We start from the raw sequence: 20,249 nt of genomic DNA, 5'->3' as shown, positions 1-20,249 counted from the left end.
CGCCACGCGGGCGCGGCTACAGTATCGACGCACACACCGCTTAACGCGTGTGAGCGAGAGAGTTGGACCCGGCTGCCGGCTGCCGGCAGCCGGGTCTTTTTTTATGGCGCGTGCAAGCATTCCATTATCTCGCTGGCAGTTCGCCGCAGGAGCGTCCGACGATTAGCACGGTGATTCGCGCGACGATTGAAAGGCTGCGGTATAGTCGCGGCAACTTTAAATCCGCCTCTTCGATTCTCTGGAGAATATCGTGCAGGAAATCATCGAAGGTCTGATCCGCTTTCAACGCGAGGTCTTTCCACAGCAAAGCGCGCTCTTCAAGCGTTTGTCGACCGCGCAGAATCCCAGCACGCTCTTCGTGACGTGTTCGGACAGCCGCGTGGTGCCGGAACTGCTGACGCAGACCGAACCGGGGTCGCTGTTCGTGATCCGCAACGCGGGCAACATCGTGCCGTCGTACGGTCCGGAGCCGGGCGGCGTGTCGGCGACCGTCGAATATGCGATTGCCGTGCTCGGCGTGACCGACATCGTGATCTGCGGCCATTCGAACTGCGGCGCGATGACGGCGATCTCGAGCTGCACGAATCTGGAGCACATGCCGGCGGTCGCGAGCTGGCTGCGTCACGCGGATGCGGCGAAGGCGATCAACGCGTCGCGCCACTACTGCTCGGATGCGGAGCGTCTCGAGGCGCTGGTCAAGGACAACGTGATCGCGCAGCTCAGCAACATCCGCACGCATCCGTCGGTGGCGGTCGGACTCGTGAACAAGACGCTGCGGCTGCATGGCTGGATCTTCAATATCGAAAGCGGTGAAATGCTTGCGCTCGATGGCAAGACCGGTAACTTCTTGCCGCTTGCGGATAATCGGGAAATTTGTGCGAGTTGAAGTGGCATTAAAACGGGTTTTTAGTTTGAAGGATTAACACCCGGCTTGCTAAAAGCCGGCGCGGCGGCGCGGTTTCAACCCCACCGCGCCGCCCGCCACAACCATCCCTATCAGCTCGACGTCACCAGCGAATCCGACGGCACGATCTTCAACACACCAGGGCTCTTCGCAGCGGGTTCGACCACAGCAGATGCATGCTCGCCGCGCCCGTGCCGTGCAAGTACTCGACCTTGATCGACGCCCTGATTTGCCAAAGTGGGCGCGAGGGAGCGCGGGCATAATCCTGTTTTCCATCACCCACGCCCACCGAACCGTCCATGCCGCCCGTCGCCGCCGTCCGCCCGAGCGTCGTACCGTTGCGCAGCGTCGCGCTGATCCTGGTGTCGATGTTCTGCTTCGCGCTCGTCGACGCCCTCGCGAAATCGCTTGCGCTCGCCTATCCGGCCAACGAGGTCACGTTCTTCCGCATGCTGTTCGGTCTGTTTCCGGCCGTCGCGATGTGCCTGCGCGGCAAGCCGCTCGCCACGCGCTTGCGGCAACTGGACGTGCGCGGGCAGACCCTGCGCGCGCTGACGCTGCTCGGCGCATCGGGTCTGTTCTTCGCGGGGCTGCCGTATATGCCGCTCAGCGAGGCGGTCGCGATCGTCTATTCGGAGACCTTGCTCGTGATCGTGCTGGCGCCGCTGCTGTTGCACGAAACGCTCAAGCCGCGCGACGCGCTGGCCGCGGCGGTCGGTTTCGCCGGCATGCTGCTAGTGGTGCGCCCTGACGGCTCGCATGCGAGCTGGCTCGGGCCTGCGCTGCTGATCGCGAGTGCGTTGTGCGGCGCGCTGTCGATCATCCAGATCAAGCGCATCAAAGCCAGCGACGATTCGGGCACGACCGTGCTGTACTTCACGCTGGTCGGCACGACCGTCATGGGCGCGTCGCTGGTCTTCGCATGGCGCACACCGTCGTTCGATGCGCTCGCGATCATGGCGCTGCTCGGCGCGCTTGCGACGGCGGGCCAGTTGCTGATGACGATGGCATTCCGCGATGCCGATGCCGGCGCGCTCGCGCCGTACAACTACACGAGCATCGTGTGGGCCGCGCTGTTCGGCTACCTGGTGTGGGGCGAGACGATCGGCGCAATATCGATGCTCGGTATCGCGTTGATCGTCGGCAGTTCGATCGCCGTCGCGATGCGCTGCAAGCCCGAGGAAGGGCCGCTCGTCTGAGCTGCGCTTGCGTCGCTGAAAACAGGGTCGAAGGCGGCGCCGGAAGAACCGCTTGGGACTCCGATTAAAGCGCGCGTTTGAACGGAAGAATACCCGTCGGTTTCGGACACATCCCCGACCAGATCCGCCGATTCGTCGGTTGTTGGGTCTAAAAAGGAAAACACTGTCATTCGTATCGCCCACACTTTGACTAATGGGTCGGTCGATCGGTTGGAATGGGGAGCGTGCCTTGTATAGCGAACCGAGAATGATCGTGTTGATGGGCCTCGTCTTCGGCGCGGTGACGATTGGGGCCTATGTGTCGCAGCTGGACAACGACTGGTCGTCCGGTCGGGACGTGAGTCTCGTCGCCGACGGCGAACGGGGTGTCAACGCGACGGGGGCGGCGGCGGGGCAGAGCGAAGGCCGGCCCGGCGCGGCGACGGTCGCGCCGGCAACGCGCCGCCATGCGCTGCGCGACGACGTGGCCGCCTTGCGGGCTCAGCGGGCCGCGTCGATTGGAGCGCAGGCGGGCGATGCTCTGGCCATCGCGGCGCTACAGTTCGCGCGGGAGTCGAACAAGGCGCAGCAACAGCAGCAGCCGCACCCGCAGCCGCAGCAGACGAGTTTGCCGCCGCAGCCTGCGGTGACTTCGAACCGGACCCAGGCGCCACCCACGGCAAAGACCGGGCACGCACACCATAGCCGCGTTGCGTCGGGTACCACGACGAAACCTCGCTCAGCGCAGAGTGTTGCGACGACATCAGGTAGTCATGCGCGGGGCGGCAGCCACCGGAAAAGTTCTACTGCCGAGCGGTCTGGGAAGAAAGCGGCCAGCGTCGTGCCAGAGGCGCGGCCGTTGCCGCAATATGCAACGCAAGGCGTCGAGTTGCCATGGTCGATGCCGCGCGCGGGGCTGACCAGCCAGTCCGCAACTCAGGCGGTCGCCAGCAACGGCCCCAAAACCCGCGCCGAGGTAGAGGCCGAACTCGTGCGCGCGCGTGAGAACGGCACGATGCCCGCGTTCGGCAGACCCGAGCCATCGGGACCTGGGGCACACTGAATCGGGCCTCGCGCCGCGTCCCCGGCAACCGTTAGATCAACGACGCGGCGAGCCGCGCGAAGGTGGCTTCGTCGGTGCGATCGAACGCAAGCGGCGTGACCGATACGCGCCCCGCCGCGACGGTTGCCGTTTCGCTGTCGGCATCGTTCTCGCGCGGGCCACGATCGAAGCGCAGCCAGTGATACGCGATGCCGCGCGGATCGACTTCCGGCAGCACCTCGATGTCCCTGACGAGCCCGACGCCCTGGCGCGTCGGCGTCAGCGGACCGGCGTCGGCGGCATCGACGTCGGGGAAGTTGATGTTCAGGCAGGTCGGCGCCGCATGCTCGATCGCGAGCAATTGACGGATCACGCCGGGTGCGAGCGTGCGCGCGGTGTCCCAGCGCACGCGCTCGCGATCGCTGAACGCCTGGCTCAGCGCGAACGACGGCAGCCCGAGCAGCAGACCTGTCATCGCCGCGCCGACCGTGCCCGAGAACATCGTTTCGATGCCGAGGTTGCCGCCGCGATTGACGCCGGACAGCACCAGCGACGGCGGCGCCTCGCGCATCAGATGACGCACGCCCATCACGACGCAATCGCCGGGCGTGCCGGTCACGCCGAAACGGCGTTCGCCCTGGCGGCTCACGCGCAGCGGCGAATGCAGGCTGATGGAATGGGACGTACCGCTCTGGTCGTGCTCGGGCGCGACCACCCAGACTTCGTGCGCGAGCTCGGCGGCCACGGCTTCGAGCACGGCGAGGCCGGGCGCGTCGATACCGTCGTCGTTCGTCAGCAGCACTCGCGGCAGCTTGGATTCGTAAGCGGACATCGCGTCAATCTCCTGTGGCTCGGTCAATGAATCGTAGGGAAGGGACGCCCATTATCGAGCTTTCGTCGCACGCGCGTACGATGACGGTGAGCCGCCAACGACCCAGGACGACCCCCATGCAGATCGACCCGTTTGAGATTGCGATCGCCGATCAGGATATCGACGATTTGCGCCGCCGCATCAACGCCACCCGCTGGGCGCCCACGACGCCCGCGCCCGCCTGGCAGCAGGGCGCCGACCCGGCCTGGCTGCGCGAACTCGCGACCTATTGGGCCGGGCAATTCGACTGGCGCGCGGCCGAACGCAGGTTGAACCAGCTGCCGCAATTTCTCGCCGACGTGAACGGCCAGACCGTGCACTTCGCGCATCGGCGCGCCGCCAGTGTCGCGCCCGGCTTTCAGGCTTATCCGCTGGTGATCACGCACGGCTGGCCCGGTTCCTTCTTCGAGTTTCACGCGCTGCTCGATCAGTTGTGCGATCCGGTCGCGTTCGGCGCCGATCCCGCCGACGCCTTCGACGTCGTCGCGCCGTCCCTGCCGGGCTTCGCGTTTTCGCCTGCGCCCGCGCAGGCCGGCATGTCCGCGTTCCAGGTCGCGGACCTGTGGGTGTTACTGATGCGCGGACTCGGCTACGAGCGCTTCGGCGCGCAGGGCGGCGATCTTGGCGCGGGCGTGTCGATCGCGTTGGCCGCGCATCACCCGCGGGTGGTCGACGGCATCCATCTGAACTTCCTGCCGAGTTCCTATGAGCCCGCGATCGGCGCGGCGCAGCGGGAGCTGACGCCGGCCGAGCAGGACTATCTGCGCGAGAAGAACGACTGGGCCGCACTCGAAGGCGGTTACGCGCATCAGCACGGCACCAAACCGCTGACGCTCGCCGCGTCGCTGAACGATTCGCCGGTGGGACTCGCCGCATGGATCGGCGAGAAGTTTCGGGCGTGGAGCGATTGCGGCGGCGAGGTGGAAAGCGTGTTCTCGAAAGACGATCTGCTGACCAATATCTCGCTGTACTGGTTCACGCAGTGCATCGGCCCGGCGATGCAGATGTATTGGGAAAACCGCCTGCAGCCGATGCGTTTCTCCGACGGCGAGCGCATCGACACACCAGTCGGCTTCGCGCTGTTTCCGAAGGAGATCAATCATCCGCCGCGAAGCTGGCTCGAACGAACCTTCAACGTCGCGCAGTGGAGCGAAATGCCAGCCGGCGGGCACTTCGCGGCGATGGAAGAGCCCGCGTTGCTCGCGGCCGAGATTCGAAAGTTCTTCAGGCCGTTGCGGCAGAAAGCGCGCTAGGCGCGCAGCGCGACGCGTCACGCTGCTTCTGTTTCACCTGGCACGACCGCGCCCCTCGCGTCGAGCGTCTCGCGGCGATCGCAGGCTGCACGCATTCATCGACGACAGCCAGGCCAGCGTGGACGGTGGTCGAACTTTCATGCACGAGGGCACCATACAGGCTATGGCACATTCGTCGAACCACGATCACCGCCGCCGCTTTCTGCGCACGGCGCTCGGGCTGCCGGCAGCGCTTGCGCTGTCGCGCGTCACGTCCGCGCAAACGGAGGCGCACGCGCAATCCGGTGCCGCCTTACCCCGCGTGAGCCGCCGCGCGATCCCGTCCACCGGCGAAGCGCTGCCGGTGATCGGCTGCGGCACGTGGCGCACCTTCGACGTCGGCGACGATGCCGCCGCCCGCGCCCGACTCGCCGAGGTACTGCGCATCCTGTTCGAAGCGGGCGGCTCGGTGATCGATTCTTCGCCGATGTACGGTTCGTCGGAAGCGGTCGCGGGCGCGCTGCTCACGCAGCTCGACGCGCATCGCAAGGCGTTCGTCGCCACCAAGGTCTGGACCGAGGGACGCGAGGCCGGCATCGCGCAGATGGAGGAATCGCTGCGGCGTTTTCAGCAGCCGCATGTCGATCTGATGCAGATCCACAATCTGCTCGACTGGCGCACGCAGCTCGCGACCTTGCGCGACTGGAAAGCGCGCGGCCGGATTCGCTATCTCGGCATCACGCATTACACATCGAGCGCGTTCGACGAAGTCGCGGCGGTGATGCGCAGCGAGAAGCCCGACTTCGTGCAGATCAACTACGCCGCCGACGATCGCGCGGCCGAGCAGCGCATCCTGCCGCTCGCGGCCGATCTCGGCATCGGCGTCGTGATCAATCAACCGTTCGGCGGCGGCGGTTTGCTCGCGCGCGTGATGAAAATGCCGTTGCCCGCATGGGCCGGCGAAATCGGCTGCACGAGCTGGGCGCAGATTCTGTTGAAATTCGTGCTCGCGCAGCCGGCGGTGACGGTCGTGATTCCGGGCACCGGGCGGCCGCAATACATGGCGGACAACGTGCGCGCCGGATCGGGACCGCTACCCGACGACGCGATGCGCGCGCGGATCATCGCGGCGGTCGGCGGCTGACTCGATGCGCAATCCAGTGCGCAATCCATCACGGCGATTACTTGCCGCTTGCTATTCGCATACAGGTGCCGCCTCCCACAAACGCCGCACGACACGGGAATAAAACCCGCCACACACCAGTCATGCCTCACGAACCGGGTTCGGTTCGGCGAATCCTTATCGTGAGGTCATCATGTCGTCACATCATTCATTCGATCCGGCGCGTCGCGGCGCGCTGAAGTGTCTTGCGTTCGGTGGCCTCGGCACCGTGTTCATGCTGTCGGGCGGCGTGCTGACGCCGGTCGAACTCGCGCTCGCGGCCGACGCGAACACCGCGACGCCAGCGGCTGGCACGCCGCTTTTCCTGCAGATCAGCGACACGCATATCGGCTTCAACAAGGAGGCGAATCCCGACGTCGCGGGCACGCTGAAACAGACGATCGATTACGTCAACGCGATGCCGGCGCGTCCACCGCTCGCGATTCACACCGGCGACATCACGCATCTGTCGAAGCCCGCGGAATTCGATCTGGCCGCGCAGCTGATGTCGGGACTGAAGATCACCGAGCTGCACACGGTCCCCGGCGAGCATGACGTCACCGACGGCCCCGGCACGGAGTACTTCAGCCGCTTCGGCAAGGCTTCGGATAACCGCGGCTATTACAGCTTCGATCACCAGGGCGTGCATTTCGTCGGGCTCGTCAACGTGATGCATTTCAAGCCGAACGGCCTCGGCGGTCTCGGCGACGAGCAGCTCGAATGGCTCGAAAACGATCTGAAAGGCCGCTCGTCGAGCACCCCGGTCGTGGTGTTCGCGCACATGCCGATGTGGACCATCTACGAGCCGTGGGGCTGGGGCACCGGCGACGCGGGTCAGGCGATGAGCTATCTGAAGCGCTTCGGTTCCGTGACGGTGTTGAACGGCCACATTCATCAGATCGTGACGAAGGTCGAGGGCAACGTGACGTTCCATACCGCGCGCTCGACCGCCTATCCGCAGCCGACCGCCGGCCAGGGCGATGGCCCTGGGCCGCTGAAGGTCGCGAGCGACCAGCTGCCGAAGATGCTCGGCGTGACGAGCGTCAGCATCGCGCGTCATCCGCTGAAGGCGACGCTCGACGACACGACGCTCGCCTGACGACACGCGCTACTTTTACGCTCGAGGAGATCAATGATGCTAACCAGGATGATGGGCCGCGCGCTCGCGATTCTGCTCGGCAGTGTCGCGATTCTGGCGGTGTCGTCGGGGCTCGGTTTTGCGCAAACGACGATGCCGATGCAGGTGCAGAAACAGACCGTCGCGTCGACGCCTAACGCGATCGTCATCAAAAACTTCATGTTCTCGCCGATGGAACTGACCATCAAGGCGGGCACGACGGTCACATGGAAGAATCTCGACGGCGAGCCGCACTCCGTGGTCAACGACGCGGGCCTGTTCCGCTCGGCCGCGCTCGATCAGGACGACACCTATCAGTTCAAGTTCGATAAACCGGGCGTGTACAAGATCTTTTGCGGCATCCATCCGAACATGAAGGCGACCATTACCGTGCAATGATCCAATTGCCGCCAAACCCTTGCTCAGCAAGGGCAGTTCGGATTTTGCTCCGAACGCGACCCTGGATCGTGAGCACTGTTATTCCGTAGGCGGCTTGGCCTGCCCCCAGTCGACGGGGTGGTGCAGCGAAATCTGCAGACGATCGCGCAATTCGGGATGGACAGACGCCTGGCCTCCGATTTGACGCAAGGTTTCGTCCGTGATCGGCGCGCGGCAATCGTCCGAACCCAGAGGCACAGTCATTGCCATTCCGCGCGCTATCTGCCGATCTATTGCCCCCTCGACTTCCTCGCGCGACACGGTACATACCTGGATTTCACAGGCATCCTCGTTATAAAAAATCACGGTGGCACGCTGGCGCTTTGTCATCTCAGAAACCTCTGCAGCTCTGGTAATTTTGAAATGCCGTCTGTTTGCACATGGCATAAGCACGGGGGTTTTGGGTCACGCGGTATGCAGCTCGCTCAACCGGCACAGCAGAATCCCATAGCCGGTCAGATGCCCGAGGTACACGCTCGTAAACACGTTCGACGCGGGCAGGTCCTCGGTCAGCTGACGCAGGTCCTCCATATGCAGCGGCGGCGCGTCGAGCGACGGACGCTCGACGCGCAGGTCCGCCGCCCCGGCCAGTTGCCGGTGCGAGTTGACGAGCCGCGCGAGCCGCGCGAGAAACATTTCGCGCCACACGGCGTCGAGCGCGGCGAACTGATCGTGAAACGTGTCCATCGTTTCAAGAAAATTGACCAGCGAATCGAAGGTCTCCTGATAGCTCGCGAACACCGGCAGCCGTGCCGCGTTGCGCTTCAGATGCGGCGACACCCACGCCTGCTCGAGGTCGGTCTTCAGCAGCAGGTGCGCCTGCTTCAGGTTCGTGCTCAGCATGCGCAGCTTCGAGGCCGCCGGCTTGATCTGCGCTTTGTCGAGTTGTCCCGCGGCCAGTTGCGCGACGACATCGGTGGCCTGTTCGTTGCCGTCGTTGACGAGCGTGTTCGCCCAGTAGCCGTGATCGGGCGGAAACGCGATCTGCTGGATGACGAAGCCGAGCAACATGCCGAGTACCACGCCAATCAGGCGCTGTTCGAGCAGCGGAAGATGTTCGCCGGTATAGAGCACGAGCGTGATCGGCACCGTGATGCTGGTCATCTGGAACAGCGACGGCCGCAGCGCGACGATGCTGAAGATCACGACCGGCAGCAGCGCCGCGCCCATCCACAGGTGCGGCGCGGTCAGCCAGATCAGCAGCGTGCCGATCGGCATCGCCACCACGTTCGAAAACACCCGCTTGTAGAAGTAGCTTCGAGCCGCCGAAATCGAGCTACCGAGCGCCAGCGTCAGCATCGTCGAACCGGCTAGCGGCACGGCCGCGTCGGGCAAGCCGAGCAGGTATGGGATGCCGAAACCGATCCACAGGCCGAGCGTCAGCTTCGTGTACTTGGCGGTTTCCGACAGAGAAAAGCGCGCGAGCGCGCGGCGCAAGGGCGTGAGTGGCTGGTGCTGATACCTGTTCGACATGATTTTTATGCTGACCGATGACGTTGGGCCGGGCACCGTTGGGCCGGGCACCGCTGGGCCCGGCACGGCGCGGCGTTCGCGACATGCGCGCACGTGACCTTATCATCCGGCGCGGACGGCTTCGGGAATTCGCACGGTAGCAGGTTCGCGAAATGCGGCTCGAGGCGCGCGGCGCGCGCAGTCCAACGCGGGTTTCAAGCGGCGGTTTCGGCGTCGCGCGCGCGTTCGTCGCCAGGCCCGGTTGTTGCGTGCGAAACGGCGACCGCGTTGGCGCGTTTCGCAGAATCCGCGTCGCATCGGGCGTAGCGGCCGACGGCAGGCGCGCGGCTGGCTGTCGGGCTCTGTGCCGGGTTGGAGTTTTTACCGGCTTTGCACGCTTTTTTGCCAACTCACACGGCATCTGGGGGGGCCGTTTGAAGCACCGCCGGAGCGAGGCGGAAACGCAACGCTGCTATGTTGTCGGCCGTTCGCGACAGGATTACATTCATTGAGCATTGCGTGCAGCGGCAGCCTGCGAGCTCGGTTTACGCGCCGGCTCGTCAGCGCGCCAGCTTGTCTGCAAGAAGTGGCATACCCGGAGCGTATTGCGATGGCTACCGATCCCGACGATATCGACTTGCGTCATTCCACAACGGACGGCCGGTCCTCCTTCGAACCCGACGGCCCTGACGAATCGGGCGTGCCGCCCCCGCGCTTCGGCCGCCTCGCCCTGTGCCTCGCGGCGGCCGGCGCGCTGACCTTCGGTGTGATGGGCACCGTCGCCTACGGCGTCTGGTTCAACCAGGATCAGCAGACGTACGCGGATGCCATTGCGGGCGCGCGCCAGGCGCTCGGCTCATCGGCATCGGCCCGGGTGCCGACGGTGGCCGTCGCGCACGCGCCGGAGGAGGCCGCCGCGCCGTTTGCCATGCCGTTTGCCATGCCGTCAGCCAGGCAGCCCGCCGCGCCAGAGGTCGCGCTCGCAGCGGCCGGCGCGAACGGCGGCTTCGAGGACACCAACCCGGCCGTGTGGTCCGGGCAGATCCGCCCGAGTACGCCTGACCCGAATCTCACCGCCACGCTGGCCGATACGCCGGTCGATACCTCGGAGGATATGTCGGCGGATATGTCGGCCAACCCACCCACAGCCCCCGTTGTTCCCACGCCACCGCCGGGCTACACGCGGCACGTCGCCAATGCCGCCCATTCCACCGCGAAGCCTGCGGCCGGTCACGACGCGAAAGAAGCACGGCTCGCACAGCAGGAGCGGCGCGCGTCGTCGCAGCACAAGGGCGGTCTGTTTGCGCGGATCGGACAGTTCTTTCGACGCGTGAGCTATCGTCAACATGACAACGGCCGACGGCAACAAGATACCTACTCCCATCCCTGAGCACGCGGTCGTCGGGCCAGCGGGGCGAGCAGGGCTGCGCGGCGCCGCACGCGCGCGCGTGCCGGTGTGGCGCTTCCGGCCGGGGCCCGCGAGCGTCGGCGTGGCCGCGCTGTTGTGTCTGCTGTTCGGCCTGCTGTATGTGGCGATGCAGATCCGCACGGTGTTTTCCGATCAGTTGAAGCAGGAGTACGCGGGCCTCGTGCTCGAAGCCGCCGGGCGCGTCGACAGCGCGCGCGAACAGTTGGCCGCGTGGCAGCGTATGGCCGACACCCCGGCGAGTCACGACGCGTCGTTCGTGCCGGCCTATGACGCGGCGCGCGCCGAACTCGCGCGGCGTTTCGCGGCGCTCGCGGCGCTCGTCAACGCGAGTCCGTCGCCGGCGCCGCCCATTCCGTCGATGTCACCGACACAGGCGACGCCCGAAGCCGTCGCGGTGGCGCTCGGCAGCGTGTCGGCCTACTGGCGCGCGCAACGCGACGCGTCGAGCGCCGACGTGCGGCTGCGCGTCGCGCACGTCGCGCGCACGCTGATCGCGCTCGCCGCGCTGCTGTTCTGCATGCTGATCACGGCGCTCGGCATGTACGCGAAGCGCACCCGCCAGCTCGCGGGGCAGTCGCACGAGTTCGAGCTGGCGTCGCTGCACGATTCGCTGACGGGCCTGTCGAACCGCCGCAAGCTGCTGGCCGCGCTCGACGCCGCCGCAAGGACCGCGCGGACCGCGGTCCACGAGCAGCGCCTCGCGGTGCTGTATATCGACCTCGATGGCTTCAAGCAGGTCAACGATTCGTTCGGGCATCGCACCGGCGACGAATTCCTCGCCGCGGTATCCGCCCGGTTTCGCGCGTCGGTGCGCAAAGGCGATCTGGTCGCGCGCATCGGCGGCGACGAGTTCGCGGTGCTGGTGCGCACCTTTGCGGGCGATGACGAGCTGGCCGAGATCGCGCGCCGGCTGATGGCCTGCGTGGTCGACACCGACCAACAGTTGGGAATCGGCGGCGTGCGCGCGAGCGTGGGCATTGCGAGTTATCCCGACGACGTCGACGATCACCGCCGTCTGGTCGCCGCCGCCGATGCCGCGATGTATCAGGTCAAGCGCGACGGCAAGAACGGCTTCGCGTTCGCGGCGCAGACGGGCAGGGAAGCGACGTTGTGAACCGTCTGAACGTCACTGGCCTTCGTTGCGCCACTCCGTCAGCTTTTCGCGCTCGTTGAGTTCGATGAACGCCGGCCGTGCGCGCAGCCTGCGGATATAGCTCGCGAGATGCGGCCAGCCCACCGTCGCGGGGTGGGGCATGTTGCGGGTCCAGCGCATCAGCACGAGCGCGAGCAGATCGGCGGTGCTGAGCTTGCCGCCCGCGAGGTATGCGTGGCCGTCGGCGAAATGCCTGTCCAGCCGCGCACACGCTTCTTCGATGCGGCGTTGCGCGAGCGCGCGCACCGCCTCGGCGCCCGCGGGGTCGCCGTCGCTGCCGGCGTAGAACCAGTCGCGCATCGCGGGTAGCAGCGTATTCGCGAGGTAGATCATCCATTCGAGCCATTGCGCGCGTGCGGCCGAGCCCGGCGCGGGCGCGAGGTCGGCCTCGGCGTGGCGCTCGGCGAGCAGCATCAGCAGCGCGGCCGATTCATGCCGCGGCACGCCATCGACGACCAGCGTGGGCACGCGCCCGGCCGGATTCAGACGCAGATACTCGGGATCGTGCTGCTGGCCCGCGTCGATATCGACGAGGCGCGCTTCGAACGGCACGCCCATTTCGAGCAGCATCCAGTGCACGGGCATGCTGGCCGCGCCGGGCGAGTAGTAGAGAACGTAGGACATTCGGGGCTCCGTGGATCGTCGAGAGCGCGGTCGAGCCGTGAACAGAAAGCATAAGGGGCTGTCGCCGAAACGAACAGCCCCTTCAGATGCGTCAGGCGCCAGCGTACGCAAATGCGGGCGCTCGAAACAGCAAGCCTCGAATCATGCCCGCGGCCAGGTCTTTCAATGCGCCGACGCGTGCTTCTCCTGCTCGGCTGCGCTCGGCTGCGTCACCGCGCTGACGATCACGAACACGATCACATTGACCGCGAGCGCAAGGAAGCCGATGTTGACGTCCTTCAGCGCATCGGGCAGGAACGGCATCAGTTGACCGACGCTCCAGTGCAGCGTCGTGGTCAGTGTGACCACCGCGACACCCGCGACGATGCCGCAGAACGCGCCTTGCCTCGTCGCGCGGTTGTGCGGGAACAGGCTGCAGAGCACGGCCGGGAACAATTGCGTGACGAAGCTGTAGCCCATCAGCAGCAGCGCGACGATGGTTTCGCCGCCGTTCAGCGTGAAGGCGACCGCGACCAGCGCCACGACCGGTACGAGGAAGCGCGCGATCACCGCGACCGACGCATCCGACGCGTTGCGGTTCACCATGCCGCGATACACGTCGTTGGCGAGCAGCGTCGACGCCGAGGTCAGGATCATCGAGCCCGGCACCAGCGCGGTCAGGATACCGGCCGCGCCGATCACGCCGACGAACCACGGATCGAACGTCTGCAGCGACAGGCGGAACAACGACAGGTCGATGTCGGCGCCCTTCAGGCCCGGCACGCGCAGCGTCGCCGCGAAGCCGACGAAGAACACGAACAGCAGGATCAGCTGATAGAGCGGCAGAATCGCGGCATTGCGGCGGAAGATTCGCTCGTCCTTCGCCGTGAAGATCGAACCGAACGTGTGCGGCCACATGAAGAAGCCGAGCGCGGTCAGCAGCACCGTCGACTGGAACCACACGACGCTCGAACCGCGCGCCGGGAAGGTCAGGAAGCCGGGACGGGCGGCGTCGATCGTGCGGAACATCGCGCCGAAGCCGCCGTAGTAATGCAGCGGCAGATAGATGCCGAGGAACAGCACGATCGCGAGAATCAGCAGATCCTTGGCCACCGAGTTCCAGGCGGAGCCGCGCACGCCCGACACGATCACGTAAGAGGTCACGACGATCGCGCCGATCCAGATCGCCGCCGTCGACGAGATCGCACCGTACGACGCGGTCGCGACGATGATGCCGAGGCCCTTCAATTGCAGCACCAGGTACGGGATCAGCGCGGCCACGCCGACCAGCGCGACCAGCGTGCCGAGCGCCGGGCTCTCGTATTTGCGCCTCAAGAAGTGCGGCTGCGAGACCAGGCGGTGCGTCTTCGCGTAGCGCCAGATCGGCGGCAGCATCCAGTACGACAGGATGTACGCGAGCGTGCCGTACGCGAGGATGTAGTAGACCGGCGCCCCCTTACCGTACGCGAAGCCGCTGCCGCCGAGGAACGTGAAGGTCGTATAGATTTCGCCGGCCATCAGCAGGAACACGAACGCGGTGCCGAAGCTGCGGCCGCCCACGGTCCACTGCTCGAGGCTCATGTCGTGGCCGCGCCTTGCGCGCACGCCGAGGAACAGCGCGAATAGCGTAACGGCGGCGATGATGACGAGTGCGCTCATGGGCGAACCTCCTCGCCATCGGCGGCGACGTGTCGGTTGGACGGATCGAGGTTGTAGATGATCGCCATGATGATCGCGCTCAACACCACCCACATGACGATCCAGGCCAGCACGAACGGCATGCCGAGCACGAGCGGCTCGACGCGATTGACAAACGAAACGCCGACCAGGATGCCGACGAACGGCAACGCGGCAAGTACACGAAGCAGCATGTGGACAACTCCTCGAACCAGTAGGTATGTGTCGTTGAAATTCCGGCTTCGCTGAGGACTGTATGCCGGATACTTCGGTCCCGTAAAGCAGGTCAAAATAAATGTCGGAGTTTCGACCGCTGCAATTGCATCTTTCCAGCCCGGATTGCTGCAGTGCAAAGCGGGACGCGCCGTGGCGCGCAAGGTGTCGCGCGGCTTTTCTGCAGGCCGACTGGCGCGCCGCGATATGATCTGCGAGCATTGCAGCATTTTCCGGACCGCGCGATTCCGGCCGGGTTCATGACCGGCGGCGCGCCCAGGCGCGAACCCGCGCGAGCACACGCAGACAAGCAGGCACACGGACACCCACATGGTTGAAAGTCTGATCTCGGACATCATGTTTGGCTTTATCGGCTTAATCAGCATCATCAATCCGTTCAGCGGCGCGTTTGTGTTTCTGGACCGGACCGCGTCGTTGACCCTCGACGAGCGCACCCTACTCGCCCGCAAGATCGCGATCAACGCCGCCGTTGTGCTGCTGGTGGCATTCTTCATCGGCACGCCGATCCTGCACTTCTTTGGTATCTCGATGGAGGCGCTGCGCATCGGCGGCGGGCTCGCGCTTGCCGTGGGCGGCTGGCAAATGCTCAATGCGCCGGACACGCCGGCGGTCGAGCAGACGGAAGTCAAGCGCGTCGACGCCGAAACCGCGAAATCGCGCGCGTTCTTTCCTCTGACCGTGCCGCTGACCACCGGGCCCGGCTCGATCGCGACCGCGATCGCGCTGTCGGCGAATCGCACGCACAAGCTGTCGGCGTTCGTGATGTCGGGCATCGCGTCGGTCGCCATCACGTTCGCGGTGGCCGTCTGCGTGTATCTGATCTACAGCCGCGCGACGATCCTCGCGCGCTATCTCGGCGTCGAGGGCACCAAGGTCGCGTTGCGGGTGTCGGCGTTCCTGCTGCTATGCATCGGCGTGCAGATCATTCTGACCGGCGTGTCCGAATTCCTGATTCCGATCGCGACGATGCGCCCGCCGGCGGGCTAGCGCCGCATGCCGGCGCCATGCACGCTGTGGCGGCGGCGCCGCAGGTGGATCGCCTTCGGGTGGTTCGTGCGGAACGTCGACCGGATCGTCCGGGATCGGATCGGGGTCGATCTTCGGCGGCGGCGTGTTCGGCGCGATGTCGGGGTCGACTTCGGGCGGCATCGGCGCATGCGGATGCAGCGGCAGCGGCAACGGCTGCATCGAAATTTGCGCGTGGGTTGGCGCGTTCAGGTCGAATGTGCCGATTGCACCGGGCGCTTGCCGGCTCTTATCAGGTAACTCCATCAGTCCTCTCCCCATAGTCTTCGTTCAGACGCGCAATGCTCGTGCCGCATGCCGACGGATGTCGTTCGCGTGGAACGCCAATTGCTGGAACCCGGCACGCGCGCCGCATCGCGATGACCGCGCGCGCCCGGCTCACATTGGACATCGCCCATGCAAAGCACAGGACGAGGAGCGCATATGGCGCGACACAAGGCCGACGTTGCCGACGACGACTTCGAGATTTTCGCCAGCTATCACGGAACAGGCGACGGCCGATACATAGGTGGACTCAAGGTTGTGAGGAAAGCGGACCGGCGGATTCTGTTCCCGTTCGAGGGCGCACCGCAGATCGGCCCCTATGCGACCGCCGACGAAGCGCGCCGCGCCGCGATTGCGTACGGCCGCAAGCTCGTCGCGGCCGATCGTGCCGCGCCCGAAGGCTGAGCGGGCGCAGCCGGTTCGGCAGTGCGTGCGTGAGAGGCGCAGAGCCATCAGGGCATACCGCCGAGCGACGGCGAAATCGTGCTGCCGCGCGCGGGATCGCCCGGATGTTCGTCGGGCAGGGTAGGGCGCGCCGACAGCGGCGGATGATCGCGATAGCAGGTGTCGACCGAACCGTCGACGAGGCAGTTCTGGAACGCATCGGCGTCGCTCTTTTGCGCGAACGTGCACAGCGTGCGCTCGACCTGCACCTCGGTATCGGATACGCGAATTGTCGTGATGCTCATGTGGTTCTCCTTCGGGGGCGCGCCTTTTTTACAAAGCGAACGTGCCGCGCTACTGCCTTCGAGATCGCAATGGCCGTGCCTGTTGCGCTGCGCGCGGACTTCTCCGGCAAGGCTCGAATGTTGCTGCATGAACCAGGTGCCCGTTCGAGATGGCGCGTAACGACGCGAATCGACGGCAGAACAAACGAGGAGGGCGCGATGCAAGATCCCCAATCGACCGACACCCCGCAGCAGAGCGCGACGCCGGGCGGCGAGCAGTCCGCGAGGCCAGATAACCGCGCCGCGCCCACGCTGTCCGACGAAGTCAAAGCCCGCAACAAGCCGAGCGGCACGCACTACGTCGAGCCGAGTCCGCTCGGCATCGAACCGGTCGTGCAGACCGGCGTGGACAAAGCGACCAATCCGCCACGGTCGAGCGAGCGGCCGCGCCAGGGCGCCGAAGTGCCGCTCGGCACCGGCGAGCACGCGGAGCCGCCGGGGGGCGGCGGGCGCGAGTCGCATCACAAGCAGCCGGGCGAGCAATGACGCGGCGCGTTGCGTGCCAGCCGTGCATCCAATCCGTCAACACCCAACCGGAGAAAGCGCATGCAACCGGACACTCCAACCCAATCGATGAACCCCGGCGACGAAGCGCCGCCCAACACGCCGGGCGCTGGCGAAGACCTGTGCGGCGCCTGCCACGGCACGGGCAAGGTCGAGGGCGCTCGCTGCGCGGTGTGCGGCGGCACGGGCAAGGTGCTGCAGGGCATCGGCGGAGGCTAGCCGGCTGCTCGTCCGCAGGTTCGCGGCAACCGCATCACAAGCCAGGAGCAACCATGTTCAACGAGTCCAGGCACGGCTTCGACGCCGCGCAGACCGAATACGAAGCGTTCATGCTGGAGCCGCACGACTGGGTGCCGAACAACAGCAAGCTGCCGGTCGTGCTGTACCGGCGCGCGCTGTCGCCCGGCAGCGGCAATCTGCCCGCCGCGTTCGAAATCCTCTTCGAGCGCAATGCATGGCCCGCGCAGTGGCGCAACAGCATCTTCGACTTCCATCACTTTCACGCGACCGCGCACGAGGTGCTCGGCGTGACAGACGCGAGCGCCGAGGTGATCGTCGGCGGGCCGGGCGGACGCGTGGTGACGCTGCACGCGGGCGACGTGCTGCTGCTGCCGGCCGGCACCGGCCATTGTCTGCAATCGTTCGAGCGGCATTTTCAGGTGGTAGCGGGCTATCCGTTGGGGCAGCAATGGGACATTCGCCGCGAAGCGCTGACGCCGCAGGAACTCACCGAGATGCTGGCGTTGCCGTTTCCGCCGCTCGATCCGATCGACGGCAAGCATGGTCCCGTCATCGAGTTTTGGCTGCAGTCGGCCTGAACTTCGTCGTTCGCGAAGCAACCGACCTGCCGCAGCGTGATGTGCAGAGTCGCGCGGTTAGGCGCATCATCTGTGGGCTTTGCCGCGATTTTCCCGCGCGCTTTCGGCGCTGACGCTGGCACGTGGGCGGTTCCACGTGCGGCTTCGCGTCCTTATTGACATGCCCGGACGCGCGCGATTCCATGTCGACACGATGCGCCGATCCGTCCGCGCGCTCCGCGGCGCGCGTCGGCCGTCTTGCGAATTGCCGAACAAGGAGCGTCCCATGCAAAACGATTCCGCCCTCGATCAGTTGTGCATCAACACGATCCGCACGCTGTCGATGGACGCCGTGCAGAAAGCCAATTCCGGCCACCCCGGCACGCCGATGGCGCTCGCGCCGGTCGCCTATCACCTGTGGCAACACCATCTGCGTTACGACCCTGACGAGCCGCTGTGGCCGAATCGCGACCGCTTCGTGCTGTCGGCCGGGCATGCGTCGATGCTGCTGTATTCGCTGCTGCATCTGGCCAACGTGAAAGCCGTCGACGAACACGGCAAGCTGACCGGCGCGCCGGCCGTGTCGCTCGACGACATCGAGCATTTCCGCCAGATCGACAGCAATACGCCGGGCCACCCCGAGTACCGGATGACGACCGGCGTCGAGACCACCACGGGACCGCTTGGGCAAGGGCTCGGCAATAGCGTCGGCATGGCGATGGCCGCGCGCTGGTACGAGAGCCACTTCAATCGTGCGGACGCGCCGCTGTTCGACTACCGCGTGTACGCGATTTGCGGCGACGGCGACATGATGGAAGGCATCTCGCACGAAGCGGCCTCGCTCGCGGGGCATCTGAAGCTGTCGAACCTGATCTGGATTTACGACAGCAACCGCGTGACCATCGAAGGCCATACGGACCTCGCGTATAGCGACGATGTGGCAAGCCGCTTTCACGGCTACAACTGGCACACGCTGCACGTCGGCGATGCGAACGACACCGCCGCGCTGGAAAAGGCGCTGGTCGAAGCGAAGAGCGTGACCGACCGGCCGTCGCTGATCGTGGTCCACAGCATCATCGGTTGGGGGGCGCCGAACAAGCAGGACACCGCGTCCGCGCATGGCGAAGCGCTCGGCGTCGAGGAAGTCGCGCTGGCCAAGAAGTTCTACGGCTGGCCCGAGGACAAGTTCTTCTACGTGCCCGAGGGCGTGCACGAGCGCTTCGCGCAGGGCATCGGCGCGCGCGGCAAGGCGGCGCGCGAACAATGGCAGGCCAAGTTCGACAGCTACAAAAAGCAGTATGCGGAGCTCGCGCGCGAATTCGCGCAGATCGAGGCGCACGAATTGCCGCAGGGCTGGGACAGCGACATCCCGAGCTTCAACGCGGACCCGAAGGGCATCGCGACACGCGAATCGTCGGGCAAGGTGCTCAATGCGATTGCCGCGCGTGTGCCGTGGATGATCGGCGGCGCGGCGGACCTGTCGCCGTCGACTAAAACCAACCTGAAGTTCGAAGGCGCCGGCAGCTTCCAGGCGAATAACTATGGCGGCCGCAATCTGCACTTCGGCATTCGCGAGCATGCGATGGGCGCGGTGGTCAACGGTCTTGCGCTATCGAATCTGCGCGCGTACGGCTCGACGTTCCTGATCTTCAGCGACTACATGAAGCCGCCGATCCGCCTGTCCGCGATCATGGAAGTGCCGGCCATCTTTGTGTTCACGCACGATTCGATCGGCCTCGGCGAAGACGGTCCGACGCATCAGCCGATCGAGCAGCTCGCGTCGCTGCGCGGCGTGCCCGGCCTCACGGTACTGCGTCCCGGCGACGCGAACGAAGCGGCCGAGGCCTGGCGCGTTGCGCTGACGCAGCCGCATCGGCCGGCGTGCATCGTCTTGTCGCGCCAGCCGCTGCCGACGCTCGACCGGAGCCGCTATGCGCCCGCGAGCGGCGTCAGGCACGGTGCGTATGTCCTCGCCGATGCGCCCGCTGGCAAGAAGCCAGAGGTGATCCTGATGGCGACCGGCAGCGAGCTATCGATCTGCGCCGACGTGTACGAGAAGCTGAAGAGCGAGGGCATCGCGGCGCGCGTCGTGTCGATGCCGTCGTGGGACATCTTCGAGCGCGAGGACGGCGCGTATCAGGAGTCGGTGCTGCCCGCGGACGTCGAGGCGCGCGTCGCGGTCGAGCAGGCTGCGTCGCTCGGCTGGGATCGGTATACAGGACGGCTCGGTGCGCAGGTCGTCATGCATACGTTCGGCGCGTCGGCGCCGATCGCGGATCTGAAGAAGAAATTCGGTTTCACGCCGGAAGTCGTGTATCAGGCAGCGAAGCAGCAGATCGAGCGGGTGAAGAAGGGGAAGGGCACTTGAGCGTGCGGCGCTCGACGACGTCGTGAACGCTTGATGCGAAAAGCGGTGGGCCGGCGCAATCTATCCGTTT

The 20,249-nt window shown here is 65.8% G+C and carries 22 protein-coding genes; 15 read left to right on the top strand and 7 right to left on the bottom strand.

The window, feature by feature from the left end; all coding sequences use genetic code 11:
• Positions 1–250 precede the first annotated feature (250 nt).
• The 3 genes from F6X37_RS11830 to F6X37_RS11820 all read left to right on the top strand — a co-directional run bounded on the left by F6X37_RS11830 (position 251) and on the right by F6X37_RS11820 (position 3,145).
• Positions 251–886 carry a carbonic anhydrase gene (locus tag F6X37_RS11830; RefSeq protein ID WP_090809864.1) on the top strand — a complete coding sequence of 212 codons (636 nt, stop codon included), beginning with the start codon at positions 251–253 and terminating at the stop codon, positions 884–886.
• 317 nt (positions 887–1,203) lie between these two features.
• A complete protein-coding gene (locus F6X37_RS11825; protein WP_187611418.1) occupies positions 1,204–2,103 on the top strand; it encodes a DMT family transporter in 900 nt (299 codons plus the stop codon).
• Positions 2,104–2,350: 247 nt separating this feature from the next.
• Entirely contained in the window at positions 2,351–3,145 is a 795-nt protein-coding gene (locus F6X37_RS11820) for a DUF4148 domain-containing protein (RefSeq protein WP_187611417.1), read from the top strand.
• A gap of 31 nt (positions 3,146–3,176) precedes the next feature.
• Here F6X37_RS11820 and surE read toward each other — a convergent pair whose 3' ends face one another.
• Complete coding sequence (gene surE / locus F6X37_RS11815; RefSeq protein WP_090809866.1) at positions 3,177–3,956, bottom strand: 5'/3'-nucleotidase SurE; 780 nt, start codon at positions 3,954–3,956, stop codon at positions 3,177–3,179.
• A gap of 116 nt (positions 3,957–4,072) precedes the next feature.
• On the opposite strand from surE, the gene F6X37_RS11810 reads away from it, so the two are divergent.
• The 4 genes from F6X37_RS11810 (at position 4,073) to F6X37_RS11795 (ending at position 7,905) form a co-directional block, all read left to right on the top strand.
• Complete coding sequence (locus tag F6X37_RS11810; protein ID WP_187611416.1) at positions 4,073–5,248, top strand: epoxide hydrolase family protein; 1,176 nt, start codon at positions 4,073–4,075, stop codon at positions 5,246–5,248.
• A 163-nt stretch (positions 5,249–5,411) separates the two neighbouring features.
• A complete protein-coding gene (locus F6X37_RS11805; protein ID WP_187611415.1) occupies positions 5,412–6,371 on the top strand; it encodes an aldo/keto reductase in 960 nt (319 codons plus the stop codon).
• 172 nt (positions 6,372–6,543) lie between these two features.
• Positions 6,544–7,488, top strand: coding sequence for a metallophosphoesterase family protein (locus F6X37_RS11800; RefSeq protein WP_090809872.1), 945 nt, complete (start codon positions 6,544–6,546; stop codon positions 7,486–7,488).
• A 36-nt stretch (positions 7,489–7,524) separates the two neighbouring features.
• Positions 7,525–7,905: a cupredoxin family copper-binding protein gene (locus tag F6X37_RS11795; RefSeq protein WP_187611435.1), complete on the top strand. Its 381-nt coding sequence runs from the start codon at positions 7,525–7,527 to the stop codon at positions 7,903–7,905.
• 78 nt (positions 7,906–7,983) lie between these two features.
• Here F6X37_RS11795 and F6X37_RS11790 read toward each other — a convergent pair whose 3' ends face one another.
• Positions 7,984–8,274, bottom strand: coding sequence for a hypothetical protein (locus F6X37_RS11790; protein ID WP_187611414.1), 291 nt, complete (start codon positions 8,272–8,274; stop codon positions 7,984–7,986).
• 75 nt (positions 8,275–8,349) lie between these two features.
• Positions 8,350–9,417, bottom strand: a complete 1,068-nt coding sequence (locus tag F6X37_RS11785; RefSeq protein ID WP_187611413.1) for an aromatic acid exporter family protein — start codon at positions 9,415–9,417, stop codon at positions 8,350–8,352.
• 589 nt (positions 9,418–10,006) lie between these two features.
• On the opposite strand from F6X37_RS11785, the gene F6X37_RS11780 reads away from it, so the two are divergent.
• Complete coding sequence (locus tag F6X37_RS11780) at positions 10,007–10,786, top strand: hypothetical protein (protein ID WP_187611412.1); 780 nt, start codon at positions 10,007–10,009, stop codon at positions 10,784–10,786.
• Entirely contained in the window at positions 10,743–11,939 is a 1,197-nt protein-coding gene (locus tag F6X37_RS11775) for a GGDEF domain-containing protein (RefSeq protein WP_222944824.1), read from the top strand. The genes F6X37_RS11780 and F6X37_RS11775 overlap by 44 nt, the downstream gene beginning before the upstream one ends.
• Positions 11,940–11,951: 12 nt before the next feature.
• On the opposite strand, the gene F6X37_RS11770 is transcribed toward F6X37_RS11775, so the two are convergent.
• The 3 genes from F6X37_RS11770 to F6X37_RS11760 all read right to left on the bottom strand — a co-directional run bounded on the left by F6X37_RS11770 (position 11,952) and on the right by F6X37_RS11760 (position 14,452).
• Entirely contained in the window at positions 11,952–12,602 is a 651-nt protein-coding gene (locus F6X37_RS11770; RefSeq protein ID WP_187611411.1) for a glutathione S-transferase family protein, read from the bottom strand.
• A 162-nt stretch (positions 12,603–12,764) separates the two neighbouring features.
• Positions 12,765–14,240: a sodium:solute symporter gene (locus F6X37_RS11765; RefSeq protein ID WP_187611410.1), complete on the bottom strand. Its 1,476-nt coding sequence runs from the start codon at positions 14,238–14,240 to the stop codon at positions 12,765–12,767.
• The gene (locus tag F6X37_RS11760) at positions 14,237–14,452 is read right to left on the bottom strand and encodes a DUF3311 domain-containing protein (protein ID WP_090809890.1); all 216 of its coding nucleotides are present in this window, start codon (positions 14,450–14,452) and stop codon (positions 14,237–14,239) included. The genes F6X37_RS11765 and F6X37_RS11760 overlap by 4 nt, the downstream gene beginning before the upstream one ends.
• Before the next feature lie 349 nt (positions 14,453–14,801).
• Here F6X37_RS11760 and F6X37_RS11755 point away from each other — a divergent pair, with 349 nt between their 5' ends.
• The gene (locus F6X37_RS11755) at positions 14,802–15,479 is read left to right on the top strand and encodes a MarC family protein (RefSeq protein WP_018425193.1); all 678 of its coding nucleotides are present in this window, start codon (positions 14,802–14,804) and stop codon (positions 15,477–15,479) included.
• 462 nt (positions 15,480–15,941) lie between these two features.
• Positions 15,942–16,187 (top strand): DUF6723 family protein, encoded by a 246-nt coding sequence (locus tag F6X37_RS11750; RefSeq protein WP_090809892.1) that lies wholly within the window; start codon positions 15,942–15,944, stop codon positions 16,185–16,187.
• 47 nt (positions 16,188–16,234) lie between these two features.
• On the opposite strand, the gene F6X37_RS11745 is transcribed toward F6X37_RS11750, so the two are convergent.
• Positions 16,235–16,471 carry a hypothetical protein gene (locus tag F6X37_RS11745; RefSeq protein ID WP_187611409.1) on the bottom strand — a complete coding sequence of 79 codons (237 nt, stop codon included), beginning with the start codon at positions 16,469–16,471 and terminating at the stop codon, positions 16,235–16,237.
• Between the two features lie 198 nt (positions 16,472–16,669).
• Here F6X37_RS11745 and F6X37_RS11740 point away from each other — a divergent pair, with 198 nt between their 5' ends.
• From F6X37_RS11740 to tkt, 4 genes are all read left to right on the top strand, one after another.
• Complete coding sequence (locus F6X37_RS11740) at positions 16,670–16,996, top strand: hypothetical protein (protein WP_090810523.1); 327 nt, start codon at positions 16,670–16,672, stop codon at positions 16,994–16,996.
• Between the two features lie 60 nt (positions 16,997–17,056).
• Positions 17,057–17,233, top strand: coding sequence for a hypothetical protein (locus F6X37_RS11735; protein WP_184060093.1), 177 nt, complete (start codon positions 17,057–17,059; stop codon positions 17,231–17,233).
• A gap of 53 nt (positions 17,234–17,286) precedes the next feature.
• Entirely contained in the window at positions 17,287–17,832 is a 546-nt protein-coding gene (locus F6X37_RS11730) for a cupin (protein WP_184060095.1), read from the top strand.
• 265 nt (positions 17,833–18,097) lie between these two features.
• Complete coding sequence (tkt, locus tag F6X37_RS11725) at positions 18,098–20,179, top strand: transketolase (protein ID WP_187611408.1); 2,082 nt, start codon at positions 18,098–18,100, stop codon at positions 20,177–20,179.
• The last annotated feature ends 70 nt before the right edge of the window (positions 20,180–20,249 follow it).

The sequence above is a fragment of the Paraburkholderia sp. 31.1 genome, from assembly GCF_014397645.1.
Classification (GTDB): Bacteria; Pseudomonadota; Gammaproteobacteria; order Burkholderiales; family Burkholderiaceae; genus Paraburkholderia; species Paraburkholderia tuberum.
This window is presented reverse-complemented; position numbering and strand designations above follow the sequence as displayed.